Below are 13692 nucleotides of genomic sequence, written 5' to 3'. Positions count from 1 at the left end.
ACGTCCTCTTTTAAATTAATAGGCACCTATGTACTATGCATAGGTGCCTATTAAATTAAGGGAAAGGCCGTCATGCCGCAAGTCCCCACCATCGCGATCATCGGCGCCGGCCCGGCCGGCCTTACCCTCGCCAATATCCTGCAACGCCATGGCTGGCGCGCCGATGTGTTCGAGGCCGACGCCGCGATCGACGCGCGCGACCAGGGCGGATCGCTCGATCTGCATCCGGGGCAGGGGCAGCGGGCCCTGGCGCAGGCGGGCCTGCTGGATGCGTTCATGGCGGTGGCGCGCCACGAGGACCAGGAAACACGGCTGGTGCATCACGCCACTGGCGCGGTCCTGCGCGAGGAGATTCCAGCAGCGGGGATGGGAGAGCGGCCTGAGATCGACCGCCTGGCGCTGCGCCAGTTGCTGCTGCGGCCGCTGGACGCCGGCACCGTGCGTTGGGGGCGGCGGCTAGAGGACGTCATCCCTCGCGCCGACGGGCGCCATGGCTTGCGCTGCGCCGGCGGCGAGATGGGACCCTATGACCTGGTGATCGGCGCCGATGGGGCCTGGTCGCGGGTGCGCGCGGCGCTGACGCCGGCGCAGCCGGTGTACTGCGGCGTCACTTTCGTCGAGTTGTGGCTGCACGATGTGGACCGCCGCCATCCCGAGGCGGCCGCCCGGGTCGGGCACGGCACGATGTTCTCCCGGCATCGCGGCAACGGCATCGTGGCGCAGCGCAACGGCAACGCGACCGTGCGCGTCTACGCGGCCTTGCGCACCGGGCCGCAGGCGGGCAGCCGTCCGGACCCGGCCCTGGCGGGCATCGGCAAGGACGCGCTGCTGGCGCGCTTTGCCGGCTGGTCGCCGTCATTGTTGGCGCTGATTGCCGAGGCGGACCGGATCGCGGCGGTGCGGCCCATCGTGTCGTTGCCCGCGGGCACGCGCTGGCCCCATCGGACGGGGTTGACCGCGGTGGGCGATGCCGCGCATGTGATGCCGCCTTTAGGGGTCGGCGTGAACCTGGCGATGCAGGATGCGGCGGAGCTGGCCGAGGCGCTGGTCAGTGGCGACGATTGGCGCGCCGCGCAGCGCCGCAGCGAGGCCGCGATGCTGGACCGCGCGGCGGCTGTGGCGACGCAATGCATCGAGTCGCTCGACGAGCTGTTCGACAACCCGCAGGCGCAGGCCCCGTGGCACGGACACGAGGCGCATCACGATGACGCCCGGCCCGGTCCATGATCCGTCAGGCGGCGGCTTCCCAATCGCCGCTGCCGGGCCGCACGGCCAGGCGCGCGCCGCCGCGCCGCACCTGCTCCCCAGCGAGCCCGGCTGCGCCAGCCGGGTCTGTGTCAAAACGGATGTCCAGCGCGGCGGCCACGCGCGGGTCCTCGATGGGCAATTCCCAGGTCAGGAATAGTTGCGACAGGTCTGGTCGCGGCGCGAAGTCGCTTTCGCGGAACGCGCGAGCGCCGCGCGGCACCACGCCATGCGGCTGGCAGGTGTCGAACAGCACGGCGGTGCCGCGGGTCAGCGCGATGCGCTGGCCGGTCTGCGCAAAAAACAGGTCCAGTTCCTTGTCTTCGCTCAGGAAAAGATTGCAGAAGGCCGCGCCGCCGTATTGATTGCCGTCGTGATGGTAGCGGGCGCCGCGGCAGGCCATCAGCGCGATGTCGCAGTCGGCCAGCAGGTCGCCCAGCCCGAGCGCGGCGCTCCAGTCGCGCATGGCCCGCACGCAGGCGCCGTATTCGGGCCAGCGGGCCATGGTGCGCGCCAGCGGCATCTGCTCGACGTCGCCGGGTTCGAGTTCGAGCCGGGTGTCGATTTCCCGCGCCCAGTCGGCGACCAGGCGCGCCGGCGGCGCGGGCAGGGTGAGCGTGGCGGTGCGCACGGCGGCGCCGACGCTGCGGCTGCGCAGCGCGTCGCCGCTCCAGAAATACGAAACGAGGGGGGCGGTGGGCATGGCCCTATTAGAGCCCAAACCCGCCCGGCTTCAACTGCCCAGCGCGCTGGCCCACAGCCGCTGCACCCACGAGCGGCGCGCCGGACGCGGCCGGTTGCCGGTGTAGTTCTTCTGCGAGGCCTTGACCACGTTGCCGAACGGCGCGTCGTTGCGGTAGTCGTCGGGCGAATGGCCGGCGGCCAGCGCTTCCTGGTAGTAGCGATCGAACAGCTCGGCCAGGTCGGCACGGGCGTGCGTCACCACTTCGCCGTCGAACCAGTGCTGGCGGCCCTCTGCGCGCAGGCGCGGCATCGCGTAGCGGTGCGAGAACTGCGTGCCCATGTCGGAATAGTGGAGGATGCCGATCTCGTCGCGCGCCAGGTTTTCGCCATCGATGCTGTTGTAGCGGGCGTCCAGGTGCTGGACCAGGTGCGGCCGGTCGGCGAAGTAATGCTTCATCTCGCGATTGGCGTGGCGCTTGGCGCGCAGGACCTCGAGCGTGGGCAGATGGGCGCGCGCACGGGCGCAGTCCCACAGCGCCACGCATGAGCGCCAGCCGTCGCCGTCGCGACGGCCCGCGACGATGGCTTCGCCGTCCAGCGGCAGGTCCCAGATCTCGGCCAGGTCGCACAGCACCAGCATATCGGCGTCCATGTACAAGGCGCGGCCCTGGAAGCCGGCCGCGGCGGGGACGGCCCAGCGGAAAGCCGAGAATGGCGTCGACCATTTTTCGGTGCGCCAGCCGCGGCCACGCTCCGGATCGCAGTACCAGGGGCTGGCCGGGTCGCGCGACAGGCGCATCCAGGTGATCTCGACGGGGCGCGAGGCATGCTTGCGGGCACTGTAGTCCAGCACCATCATCTGCTCGAGATCGCAATCGTTGGGGTCGCAACCGACAAAGATCCTGATGGGGTCTTGCATGGTGTCTCCGTCTTCACAGGTCGTCGTGGCACGCCGAGCCCCGCTCTTCGGCGAACCTGAATTATTCCTGAATTGTAGACGGACTTGCCCGTGAACAACGGGTTTGCGCGTCAGAACACCTGGATCAGCATGTGGATGCCGGCAACCAGCAACACCAGCAGCACGATGCGGTTGAACACCTCGACATTGACGCGGTGGTACAGGCGCCGGCCGAGCCAGGCGCCCACGAGCGTGCCGGGCAGCGCGCGCCAGACCAGCGACATGACTTCGCCGGTGAGATAGCCCGATACCGCCTGCGACACTAGCGCCACCGCCAGGATCGACAGGTTGAAGGACTGGAACACCGCGCGCCGCTCGTCCTTGCCCCAGCCCTGCAACCCGGCCCACAGGGTCGGCAGCGGGCCGGACAGCCCGGCGATGCCGCCCAGCAGGCCGCCGCCCAGGCCCACCAGGCCGTCGGCGAGGCGGCTGGTGCGTGGCAGGCGATAGTGGCCGTTCAGCAGCAGCACGGTGCACAGCGTCATCAGCAGCAGTCCCAGGCCGCCCTGGAACAACCGCGGCGGCACGTGGGGCAGGATGGCCACGCCGACCGGGACGCCCAGCAGGCCGCCGGCGACGAAGGGCGCGGTCCGGCGCAGGTCGATGGCGTGCCAGATCGACGGCAGGGTCTGTCCCTGCGAGACCACCGAACAGAGGATGACCAGCGGCGAGGCCAGCGCGGGCGGCAGCGTCAGCAGCCAGATCGGCAGGGCCGTCAGGCCGGTGCCGAAGCCGGTCAGGCCGGAGACCAGGCCGCCGGCCAGGGCGCCGCCGGTGATGAGAAGCGGGTCGTAGGACATGCGAAGCGGTGAGGGCGGGGGGGGGGCGCATACTTGTAGCGCCGATCGCCGCCGCCGCAACCGTCCGCTTTGCCGATGTCCGCCCTACCAGTGTGGCGCGCGGGCGGCGCGGCGGGCGCCGATGCCACTAAAATTCCGGCAGACCCGTTCCGCGCTTTCCGCCATGACATCCGCCGCCGTCACCTGGCTGGTGCTGGACCGGCCCCAGGGCGATCTCGAAGGGCAGTTGTGCCGGGCCATTCGCGAACGCGTGCTGGCGGGCCGGCTCGGCGCTGGCGAAAAATTGCCGTCGACCCGCGCCCTGGCGCTGGCGTTGCGGGTCGCCCGATCGACCGTGGTGCAGGCCTATGACCGCCTGCGCGCGGAGGGCTATATCGAGACCGTGCGCGGCTCCGGCACCCGGGTCGCGGCGCGGCAGCCGCGGCCGCTGGCGGGGCCGCTCGACGCCCCGCCGCCGTCACCTCCGGCGCCGGCCGCGCGCAGCCTGCCGTTCCAGCCCGGCATTCCCGACCTCAGGAGCTTTCCGGCGGCGGCCTGGTCGCGCTGCGTCGCCGGCCGCATCAAGTCGCTGCGCGTGCATGACCTGGGCTACGGACCGGTGGCCGGCCTGCCGGCCCTGCGCAGCGCGATCCTGGCGCACGTCGGCGCGGCGCGCGGCGTGGTGGCGCAGGTTGACCAGGTGGTGATCCTGCCCTCGGTGGCGGCCGCGATCGATCTGCTGGCCCGTGTCGCGCTGACGCCGCAGGCGCCCGTGGCGTGGATCGAGGACCCGGGCTACCCGAAAGCGCGCGCCCTGCTGCAGCGGGCCGGGGCGCGGCTGGCGCCGGTGCCTTGCGATGACGCCGGCATCGATCCGGCCCGCGCCGCCGACGGCCCGCCGCGCCTGATCTACGTGACCCCGTCGCACCAGTGTCCCACCGGCGCCAACATGACCCTGCCGCGGCGCCTGGCGCTGCTGGAGGCGGCGCAACGCCACGACGCCTTCATCATCGAGGACGACTACGACAGCGAGTTCCGCTACGCCACGCGGCCGATCGCCGCGCTGCAGGGCATCGACAGCGGCCAGCGCGTGGCCTACATCGGCACGTTCTCCAAGACCCTGGCGCCAGGGTTGCGGGTGGCCTACGCCATCCTGCCGCCGGCGCTGGTGGCGCCGTGCCTGGCCGACATGGCGCTGCGGCAGGGCGAGGTCTCGATCCACATCCAGGCCGGCCTGGCGGATTTCCTGGACGACGGCCATTTCCGCGGCCACATCCGCCGCATGCGCGCCGTCTACGCCGAACGCATGGACAACCTGGTGGGCGCGCTGACGCGCCATTGCGGGCGCTGGCTGCGGGTGGCGGACGGCGTCGGCGGCCTGAAGCTGGCGGTTCGGTTCCGCAACCCCGCCATCGACGACCGCCTGGTGGTGCAGGCGCTGGCGCGGGCCGGCTACGGCGCCCGCACCTATTCGGAATTCTGCATGGTTGCGCCAGAGCCTGGACTGGTCTTCGGCATCGGCCAGGCCACGCCGGCGCGCGCCGACGCGCTGGGGCTTTGCCTGGCCGCCATTCTGCGCCAGGCGGCGGCCGACACCCGCTGACCGGGCAGCGTTGCACGCTGCGGACGCTTGCCGTCGCCGCGCCGCCGCCGGCGCCCAAACCGAATACAGTGCGCAACAGACCCCGCCGCGTCCTTGCGGCGGGAGAACACCACAAAGGGAGACAGCATGGATACGGCAGGGCAGACGGGCGCCAGCGTGCGCGAACGGGTCGGCGAGACGGAATGGCAGGTGCGCAAGGACCTGGCGGCGCTCTACCGGCTGGTGGCGTTGTTCGGTTGGGACGACCTGATCTTCACGCACATCACCGCCAAGGTGCCGGGCACCGAGCATTTCCTCATCAACCCCTACGGCATGATGTTCGACGAGATCACGGCGTCCAGCCTGGTCAAGATCGATCTGCACGGGCGCAAGGTGATGGAATCGGAGTACGACATCAACCCGGCGGGCTTCACCATCCACAGCTGTATCCACGCGGCCCGCAAGGACGCCATGTGCGTGCTGCACACGCACTCGATCAACGGCGTGGCGGTGTCGGCGCAGAAGGAAGGCCTGCTGCCGCTGTCGCAGTTCGCGTTCATCGTGCTGCGTTCGCTCGGCTATCACGACTACGAGGGCCTGGCGCTCAATCCCGAAGAGCAGCCGCGGCTGGTGCGCGACCTGGGCAGCAACAACTACCTGATCCTGCGCAATCACGGCCTGCTGACGGTGGGGCAGAGCATGGCCGAAGCGTTCCAGGCCATGCACCGGCTGGAAGCGGCCTGCATGGTGCAGGTGCGGGCGCAGGCGGGCGGCGAACTGACGTTCATTCCGCCCGAGGTGCTGGCGCGCGCCGCGGTGGAATCCCCGGCCGACCGCGCCCACAAGGCCGCGCTGGCCTGGCCGGGGCTGCTGCGCCGGCTGGACCGGCGCAATCCGGGCTACGCCGACTGAGGCGTCCGCAGCCGGGCGCGTTACGCCCGCGCGGCGGGGCTGCGCCTGGGCGGCCGGGCCCGCGCCTTACTTCTTCCGGGGCTGCGGTTCCAGGAACTCGGCGCAGTCCGGCACCGGCGTGGCCGGCTGGTAGACCGAGCCGTCTTCCTTCCACTTGTAGGTCACCGTGTAGCTGCACTGCTTGTCGGCCAGGGGCTGCAACTGCGCGGCCGTCGGCGCGGGCCGCTTGCTCGCGTCGGCGTAGCGGCTGGCGTCGGCCGGGCTGCGCGTGGCCTGGGTGGTGACCTGCAGGTCCGGGTACGGCTGCTGGCTGGGCAGGGCCTTCACCGTGGCGTCATAGCGGTAATAGTCCATGCAGTTGCCCGCGCGGCGCTTCTCGTCGGCCTCGTTGGCGCAGGCGCGGATGCCGGCCTTGGCGGAGTAGGGCAGCAGGTGCGCCAGGGCCGAGGACTTGTCGCCCAGGTCGACCATGAACAGGTACAGGTCGCGGCGCGAGAAGCTGCCGCCGGGGAACTGGATCTCTTCCTTGTAGTCCGGCTCGTTGGGGCCGATCACGCCGACCAGCGCGCGTTCCTCGCTCAGGCGGATGAGGTGCGGCCAGACCGTGAAGCGCGTGAAGTTCGGGATGTCGGGCAGGTCCCAGAAGCGGTAGTCGGCGCGCAGGGTGCGGCTGGTGGCGAACGGGCCGTTATCCTCGAAGCCGCCGTCGACCTTGATCCCCACGCACCAGTCGGCCTGCTTGTTGCAGTAAAGCTGGTTTTGCGGGTTGAGCGTCAGGGGCTCGACATCTGGCTGCACCGCGGACGCGGCGGCGGGCAGGACGGCGCAGAGCAGCGCCGCAAGGGCTTTGTTCATCGTGGTTCCTAATGGGTCGGGAAAAGCGGTCGGGAAAAGCGCCGACGCATTGTGGCCCGATTCCTCCGGCAAAGCGTCACCAATTGTATAAGGCGGTGCGAAAGTTCCGCGTCGGGCGGCGCGTCAGCGCGGCCCCTGCGCGCGGTGCCGCAGGATCAGGTCGTGCAAGGCCTGGGCGGCCGGCGACAGGTGCGCGCCCTTGCGGCTGATGAGCGAAAAGGTGCGTCTCACCACCGGCGTGTGCAGCGACACCACGCGCAGCCCCGGATACGAACCGGCCTGCCAGGCCAGCCGCGGCGCCACGGCGATGCCGGCGCCGGCCGCCACCAGCCCGACGGCGGTCGAGCTGCGCTGCACTTCATAGAAGGCCGTCAGCCGCGGCGCCAGCTCGGCCAGCGCGTGATCGAGCAGCGGCCGGTTGTTGCTGCTGGCGCCGGGAAAGATCAGCCGGTGGCCCTCCAGCTTTTCCCAGGGCAGCGTGCGGCGGCGCGCCAGCGGATGGTCCTCGCGGCAGATCAGCACGAAGTCGTCCTGCAGCAGCGGGATGCTTCGCAGCGTGGGGGCGTGGGTCTCGGCGATGTTGATGCCGAACTCGGCCTCGCGCGTGAGCACCGCCTGGGCCACCGCGCCGGAAGAATGGTCCAGCACCTTGACGCGGTTCTGCGGATGCTCGGCGCTGTAGCGCTGCAGGATGTGCGGCAGGTAGTGCACGCCGATGGTCGGCACACAGGCCAGCGTCACGTCGCCGCGCTGGGCCTTGCCGGTTTCCCGGATCTCGGTGAGCGCCGCGGCCAGGTCGGCCAGCAGCCGCCGCGCCTGCGGCAGGAAGCTGTCGCCCGGCGGCGTCAGCGCCACCGAGCGGGTGGTGCGTTCCACCAGCCGCACGCCCAGGAACGATTCCAGGTTCTGCAGCCGGCGGCTCAGCGCGGTCTGGGTGATGCTGAGCTCGCCGGCGGCGCGGCGAAAGCTCTTGTGATCCGCGATCGCCACGAAGGCCTGCACGCCGAGCACGTCGATTTTCATGAGAAAAACGCATCAATTGACTAATTAATATCATTTTACGGTCGGCAAGGCGGCGCTCACAATGCCCGCATCCTGGCAGGAGACAGACCATGAACATCACGATTCTGGACGACTATTTCGACACGCTGCGGGGCTTGCCCTGTTTTCGCAAACTCGACGGCCATGCCGTCACGGTCTGGAACGACCATGTGCAGGACGTGGACGCGCTGGCCGAGCGCCTGCGCGACACCGAGGCGCTGGTGCTGATCCGCGAACGCACCCAGATCCGCGCGCCGCTCATCGCGCGCCTGCCCAAGCTGCGGCTGATCAGCCAGCGCAGCGTCTATCCGCACATCGACGTCGACGCCTGCACCGCGCACGGCGTCATCCTGTCCTCGAACCAGCACGCCGGCACGCCGTCGTACGCGGCGGCGGAGCTGACCTGGGGCCTGGTGCTGGCCGGCATGCGGCGCATTCCGCAGGCGGTGCAACTGCTCAAGCAGGGCACCTGGCAGACCGGCATGGGCCGCACGCTGCGCGGCCGCACGCTCGGCATCTACGGCTATGGCCGCATCGGCGCCGAAGTGGCGCGCTACGGCGCCGCCTTTGGCATGAAGGTGCTGGTGTGGGCGCGCGAGGCCTCGCGCCAAAGGGCCCGCGACGACGGCTGGGACGTGGCGCCGGACAAGCAGGCGTTCTTCGAGACCTGTGACGTGCTGTCGCTGCACATGCGGCTGGTGCCGGACACGCGCGGCATCGTCACGGCGCAGGACCTGGCGCGCATGAAGCCGTCGGCATTGCTGGTGAACACCAGCCGCGCCGGCCTGATCGAGCCGGGCGCGCTGGCGCAGGCGCTGGCCGCGGGCCGGCCGGGCGCGGCGGCGGTGGACGTGTTCGAATCGGAACCGATGATCGATCCGCAACATCCGCTGCTGCAGTTGCCCAACGCGATCTGCACGCCGCACATCGGCTACGTCACCGAGGACGAATACGAGACCCAGTTCTCCGACGTCTTCGACCAGATCGTTGCCTACGCCGCCGGCAAGCCGATCCACGTGATCAATCCCGCGGTCCTGGCCTGACAGGCGTTTCGCGGGCGCCGCGGCCGGTCCGCCGCGCGTCCTCGGCGGACCGTCGCTCCTGGCATCACGCACGCCCTCGTCGGCGGCCGGCCGCGCCCGGCCTCACGCACGCCGCAGGCGGCCGGTCAGCACGATGGCCGCGGCCGGCGCGATGGCGAACACGCCGAACAGCGCCAGCGCCGCGTTCCTGGCGCCGTCGATGCCGCCTGGCTGGGTCAGGCCGCCGGCATTGGCGACCACGCCGGCCAGCGCCGCGGTCAGGGCGGTGGCGTACAACTGCACCGTGGTGATCGACGACGACGCCAGCGTTTCCTCGCCCGGCGCGGCGGCCGAGAACACCCGCGTCAGCAGGTGCGGCCAGCCCAGGCCGATGCCGAAGCCCACCGCCGTCAGCGCGATGCCGTGCAGCACCGTGCCCAGCGCCGCCGGCTGCCAGGCGATGACCGGCATGGTGGCCGCCAGCGCCGCCAGCGCGGCCAGCACCACGATGGGGCTGGCCCGGATCAGGCGCCAGGCCCGGGCCGGCTCGCGGCCGGCGCTGTAAATCGAGGCCAGCGTCCAGCCGCCCGCCATCAGCGCGGTCATGTAGCCCGCGGCCAGCGGCGTCATCGCGTGCGCCACCTGCAGGAAGTAGGGCACGAAGATCTCGGTGGTCAGGGCCGCCACCAGCAGGCTCATGACGGCGTACAGCAGGCCCAGCTGCGTGCCGAGCGTATAGGCGCCGGTCGGCAGCAGCTTGGCGCGGGCGCGGGTGTCGATGCGCGCGATGGCGGCGGCGATGGCGATGCCCGCGACGATGCCGGCGGCGTTCCAGGCCAGGCGCTGCGACAGGCCGGCGGCCGAGATCGCCAGCACCGACAGCACCAGCAGCATGATGGTCAGCCAGGGCACCGGCCCCGACGTCGCCTCGCCCGCGGCCCTGCCGCGGAACTGGCTGGCCACGATCAGCGCCAGCAACAAGGCCACCGGCACCAGCACCCAGAACGCCGGCCGCCAGTGGCCGCTCTGCGCGAACACGCCGCCGATGGCCGGGCCGCCCAGGGTCGCCACGCCCCACATGCCGGACACCAGCGCCATCGCCCGCGGCCACAGCCGCGCGTCGAACACCACGCGGATCAAGGCATAGCTCAGCGCGAACAGCACGCCGCCGCCCAGACCCTGCACGGTGCGGCCCAGCAGCAGGGCCGGCATCGACGGCGCCAGCGCGCAGCCGATCGCGCCGGCCGAGAACACCGCCAGCGCCAGCAGGTACGCCAGGCGCGGGCCGAGGCGGTCGATGAGCTTGGCCGACAGCGCCGAGCCGACGATCGAGGCGGCCACGAACAGCGTGGTGTTCCAGGCGTAATAGGCCAGCCCGCCGATCTCGCGGATGATGGTGGGCAGGATGGTGGTGACGATGTAGATGTTGATGGCGTGCAGCGCGACGCCGCCGGCCAGCGCAATGGAGCGCAGCCCGTTCCTGCCGCGCAGCAGGTCGGCCCAGGAGGCGGTGGCGGCGCCGGACGGCGGGGGGCTCGATGACATGGGGTCTTCTCTTTGTAAATTATCAATCCAACAAATGATGGAATGATAGGAAGATGATAAGGTCGCGTCAATGAAGACCCTGCCGCCGTCCCCGCCAATGACCGATGCCGCCGCCGATTCCCTCGATGACCTGGCCGATGCCGCCAAGACGCTAGGCCATCCGCATCGCCTGGCTCTATTGCAGGCCGTACTGCAGCGCGAAAGCACGGTCGAGCAGCTGGCCCTGGGGGCGGGGCTGTCGATCACCAATGCCTCGCAGCACCTGCAGCAGCTCAAGCGCGCCGGCTTCATCCAGTCGCGCCGCGACGGCAAGCACGTGCTGTACCGCGGCGGCGCCGGACCGGTGTCGGAAGTGCTGTCGGCGCTGCAGGACTACCTGTCGCACCAGCGCCAGGAAATGCGGCGCGTGGCCGCCGACAGCGTCAGCCGCCCCGAGCAGCTCGAAGCGGTCTCGATCGAACAACTGGTCGCCAAGCTCGACGAAGGCGCGCTACTGCTGGACGTGCGCTCGCGCGAGGACTACGCCGCCGGCCATATTCCAGGCGCGGTCAACATCCCGACCGAGGAGCTGGAGCCGCACCTGGCGCAGCTGCCGCGCGACCAGAACATCGTGGCCTATTGCGGCGGCCGCTACTGCGTGCTGTCGATGCGCGCCGTGGCGCTGCTGCGCGCCCGCGGCTTCCAGGCGCAGCGGCTGGGCGACGGCTTCCCCGCCTGGAAGGCCGCCGGCCTGCGGGTCGAGGCGCGGCGCCACTGATCACAACCAAGCAGGAGACACACATGGATATCGGATTCATCGGCCTGGGCGTCATGGGCACGCCGATGGCGCTCAACCTGGCCCGCGCCGGCGCGCCGCTGGTGGTCTGGAGCCGTTCCCCCGGCGGCTATGACGCGCTGCGCGCCGCGGGCGCGCGCGTGGCCGACGAGGCCGGCCAGGTCTACGCGCAATGCCGCACCGTCATCCTGATGCTGGCCAACGACGCGGCCATCGACACGGTGCTGGCGCGCGGCACGGACGACTTCGAGACGCGCGTGCGCGACCACGTGATCGTCAACATGGGCACCACCTCGGCCGACTATTCGCGCCAACTGGGCGCGGACATCGAGGCGGCCGGCGGGCGCTACGTCGAGGCGCCGGTGTCGGGCTCGCGCAAGCCGGCCGAAGCCGGGCAACTGGTGGTGATGCTGGCCGGCCATGACGACGACGTCGCCGCCGTGCGCGAACTGGTGCGGCCGCTGTGCCGCGACAGTTTCGTCTGTGGCGCGGTGCCGTCCGCGCTGGTCATGAAGCTGTCGGTCAACCTGTTCCTGATCACCATGGTCACGGGCCTGACCGAGTCGGTGCATTTCGCCGAGCGTCACGGCATCGACCTGGCCCTGTTCGCCGAGGTGCTGAACGCCGGACCGATGGCCAGCGACGTGTCGCGCGTCAAGCTTGGCAAGCTGGTGACGCAGGACTTTTCCGTGCAGGCGGCGATCACCGACGTGCTCAAGAACAGCCGCCTGGTGGCCGAGGCCGCGCGCGGCGCCGGCATCGCTTCGCCGCTGCTGGACGCCAGCCATGCGCTGTACGGCGAGACCGAGGCCCAGGGCCTGGGCGCGTCCGACATGGTGGCGGTGATCCGCGCCATCGAGCGGCGCACCGACGCCGGCTGACGGCCGCCAGCCTTTCTTCTTTTTTTTCCGTAGCACCATGATCACCCTGAGAACCTCCACCCCCGCCGACGGCGAACGCGTCGTCGACATCTGGCGCCGCGCCGTCGATGCCACCCACGATTTCCTCTCGCCGCAGGACCGCCATGACATCGAGGCCGAGGTGGTGGGCTTCCTGCCCGCCGCCACGCTCGATCTGGCCGTGGATGCGAACGACCGCGCGCTGGCGTTCATGCTGCTCGACGGCGGCCACATGGAAGCGCTGTTCGTCGATCCCGCCGCGCGCGGCAAGGGCGTCGGGCGCGCGCTGGTCGAGGACGCGCTGCGGCGCCATCCCGGCCTGAGCACCGACGTCAACGAGCAGAACGCGCAGGCGATCGGCTTCTATGAACGGCTGGGCTTCGAGCGCACCGGGCGTTCCGAGCGCGATGGCCAGGGACGGGCGTATCCGCTGATCCATCTGCGTCATCGCGGCGACGCGCCGGCATGAGCCCGGTCTTCAAGTCCGGGCGCCACGCCGAGGCCGTGCGCCAGGCCTATGCCGCGGCGCTGGCCCATTGGCCGGCCGATGTGCGGCGAGTGACGGTGCCGACGCCGGCCGGCGACACCCATGTGCTGGTGTGCGGCCGCGAGGACGCACCGCCCCTGGTGCTGCTGCATGGCGCGCAGAGCACGGCCGCCAGTTGGCAGCGGCAGGCCGCGGCCTGGGCGCCGCATTTCCGCATTTACGCGATCGACCTGATCGGCGAGGCAGGCCCGAGCGCGCCGGCGCGGCTGCCGCTGGCGAGCGATGCGCACGCGGCCTGGCTGGAGGCCGTGCTCGATGGACTGGGCGTGGCGCGCGCGGCGTGCTTCGGCATTTCGCTGGGCGCGTGGCTGGCGCTGGACTTCGCCGTGCGGCGGCCGGCGCGGGTCGAGCGGCTGGCGCTGTTGTGCCCGTCCGGCATCGGCCGGCAGAAGCACATCCTGCCGTGGGTCCTGCCATTGCTGCTGCTGGGACCCGCGGGCCGCGCGCTGGTGCGCCGCCGCATCATCGGGCCGCTGCCGGCCGATCCGGCGCCCGCTGATCGGGCTCAGTTTGGGTTGATGCACGCTATCAATCGCGGTTTCCGCTCGCGCTTCGGCGCCATTCCCGTCTTTGACGATGAGGCGCTGCGTCAGTTGGCGCAGCCGCTGTACGTGGCGGTGGGCGGGCGCGACGTGATGCTCGATTCGCAAGATACCTGCGAACGCCTGCGCCGCCTGGCGCCGCGCGCGCAGGTGACGCTGCTGCCGCGTGAGCGGCATTTCATCCGGGGACAGGACGACGCGGTGCTGGCGTTCCTGCGGGCGGCCTAGGGCCTGTTCACACGATAAGTAGCCTCGCACAGGCCGGCAATCGGGCGCCAGGCGCGGTCGCCGCACCGGGGGCGACCG

14 protein-coding genes are annotated in these 13692 nt (G+C 70.9%); 8 read left to right on the top strand and 6 right to left on the bottom strand.

All coding sequences use genetic code 11. The features are described from left to right. Positions 1 to 72 precede the first annotated feature (72 nt). Positions 73 to 1227: an NAD(P)/FAD-dependent oxidoreductase gene (locus AAID08_RS23970; protein ID WP_064525895.1), complete on the top strand. Its 1155-nt coding sequence runs from the start codon at positions 73 to 75 to the stop codon at positions 1225 to 1227. Positions 1228 to 1231: 4 nt separating this feature from the next. Here the strand turns inward: AAID08_RS23970 and AAID08_RS23965 are convergent, their stop codons facing one another. From AAID08_RS23965 to AAID08_RS23955, 3 genes are all read right to left on the bottom strand, one after another. Continuing rightward, complete coding sequence (locus AAID08_RS23965; protein ID WP_175188971.1) at positions 1232 to 1948, bottom strand: hypothetical protein; 717 nt, start codon at positions 1946 to 1948, stop codon at positions 1232 to 1234. A 30-nt stretch (positions 1949 to 1978) separates the two neighbouring features. Continuing rightward, the gene (locus tag AAID08_RS23960) at positions 1979 to 2848 is read right to left on the bottom strand and encodes a hypothetical protein (protein WP_064525898.1); all 870 of its coding nucleotides are present in this window, start codon (positions 2846 to 2848) and stop codon (positions 1979 to 1981) included. A 110-nt stretch (positions 2849 to 2958) separates the two neighbouring features. Next, the gene (locus AAID08_RS23955) at positions 2959 to 3687 is read right to left on the bottom strand and encodes a sulfite exporter TauE/SafE family protein (RefSeq protein ID WP_395756970.1); all 729 of its coding nucleotides are present in this window, start codon (positions 3685 to 3687) and stop codon (positions 2959 to 2961) included. 163 nt (positions 3688 to 3850) lie between these two features. On the opposite strand from AAID08_RS23955, the gene AAID08_RS23950 reads away from it, so the two are divergent. Together AAID08_RS23950 and AAID08_RS23945 are read left to right on the top strand one after the other, a co-directional pair. Then, on the top strand, positions 3851 to 5269 hold the full coding sequence (locus tag AAID08_RS23950; protein WP_395756969.1) for a PLP-dependent aminotransferase family protein: 1419 nt from the start codon (positions 3851 to 3853) through the stop codon (positions 5267 to 5269). Between the two features lie 126 nt (positions 5270 to 5395). Continuing rightward, entirely contained in the window at positions 5396 to 6160 is a 765-nt protein-coding gene (locus tag AAID08_RS23945; protein WP_116793682.1) for a class II aldolase/adducin family protein, read from the top strand. Between the two features lie 66 nt (positions 6161 to 6226). Here the strand turns inward: AAID08_RS23945 and AAID08_RS23940 are convergent, their stop codons facing one another. Then, positions 6227 to 7015, bottom strand: coding sequence for a hypothetical protein (locus tag AAID08_RS23940; protein WP_064527710.1), 789 nt, complete (start codon positions 7013 to 7015; stop codon positions 6227 to 6229). A gap of 123 nt (positions 7016 to 7138) precedes the next feature. Beyond that, positions 7139 to 8038 carry a LysR family transcriptional regulator gene (locus AAID08_RS23935; RefSeq protein WP_006386038.1) on the bottom strand — a complete coding sequence of 300 codons (900 nt, stop codon included), beginning with the start codon at positions 8036 to 8038 and terminating at the stop codon, positions 7139 to 7141. An 89-nt stretch (positions 8039 to 8127) separates the two neighbouring features. On the opposite strand from AAID08_RS23935, the gene AAID08_RS23930 reads away from it, so the two are divergent. Further along, positions 8128 to 9099: a D-2-hydroxyacid dehydrogenase family protein gene (locus AAID08_RS23930; protein WP_054500817.1), complete on the top strand. Its 972-nt coding sequence runs from the start codon at positions 8128 to 8130 to the stop codon at positions 9097 to 9099. Between the two features lie 102 nt (positions 9100 to 9201). Here the strand turns inward: AAID08_RS23930 and AAID08_RS23925 are convergent, their stop codons facing one another. Beyond that, entirely contained in the window at positions 9202 to 10623 is a 1422-nt protein-coding gene (locus tag AAID08_RS23925) for an MFS transporter (RefSeq protein WP_395756968.1), read from the bottom strand. A gap of 97 nt (positions 10624 to 10720) precedes the next feature. Here AAID08_RS23925 and AAID08_RS23920 point away from each other — a divergent pair, with 97 nt between their 5' ends. The 4 genes from AAID08_RS23920 to AAID08_RS23905 are packed head-to-tail and all read left to right on the top strand — an operon-like array spanning position 10721 to position 13614. Beyond that, the gene (locus AAID08_RS23920) at positions 10721 to 11380 is read left to right on the top strand and encodes a metalloregulator ArsR/SmtB family transcription factor (RefSeq protein ID WP_064527745.1); all 660 of its coding nucleotides are present in this window, start codon (positions 10721 to 10723) and stop codon (positions 11378 to 11380) included. A 23-nt stretch (positions 11381 to 11403) separates the two neighbouring features. Beyond that, positions 11404 to 12279, top strand: a complete 876-nt coding sequence (locus AAID08_RS23915) for an NAD(P)-dependent oxidoreductase (protein ID WP_395756967.1) — start codon at positions 11404 to 11406, stop codon at positions 12277 to 12279. Positions 12280 to 12316: 37 nt separating this feature from the next. After that, positions 12317 to 12766 (top strand): acetyltransferase, encoded by a 450-nt coding sequence (locus tag AAID08_RS23910; protein ID WP_054500819.1) that lies wholly within the window; start codon positions 12317 to 12319, stop codon positions 12764 to 12766. After that, positions 12763 to 13614 carry an alpha/beta fold hydrolase gene (locus tag AAID08_RS23905; protein ID WP_372414273.1) on the top strand — a complete coding sequence of 284 codons (852 nt, stop codon included), beginning with the start codon at positions 12763 to 12765 and terminating at the stop codon, positions 13612 to 13614. The genes AAID08_RS23910 and AAID08_RS23905 overlap by 4 nt, the downstream gene beginning before the upstream one ends. The last annotated feature ends 78 nt before the right edge of the window (positions 13615 to 13692 follow it).

The sequence above is a fragment of the Achromobacter sp. EB05 genome, from assembly GCF_044232075.1.
Taxonomy (GTDB): domain Bacteria; phylum Pseudomonadota; class Gammaproteobacteria; order Burkholderiales; family Burkholderiaceae_B; genus Achromobacter; species Achromobacter dolens.
This window is presented reverse-complemented; position numbering and strand designations above follow the sequence as displayed.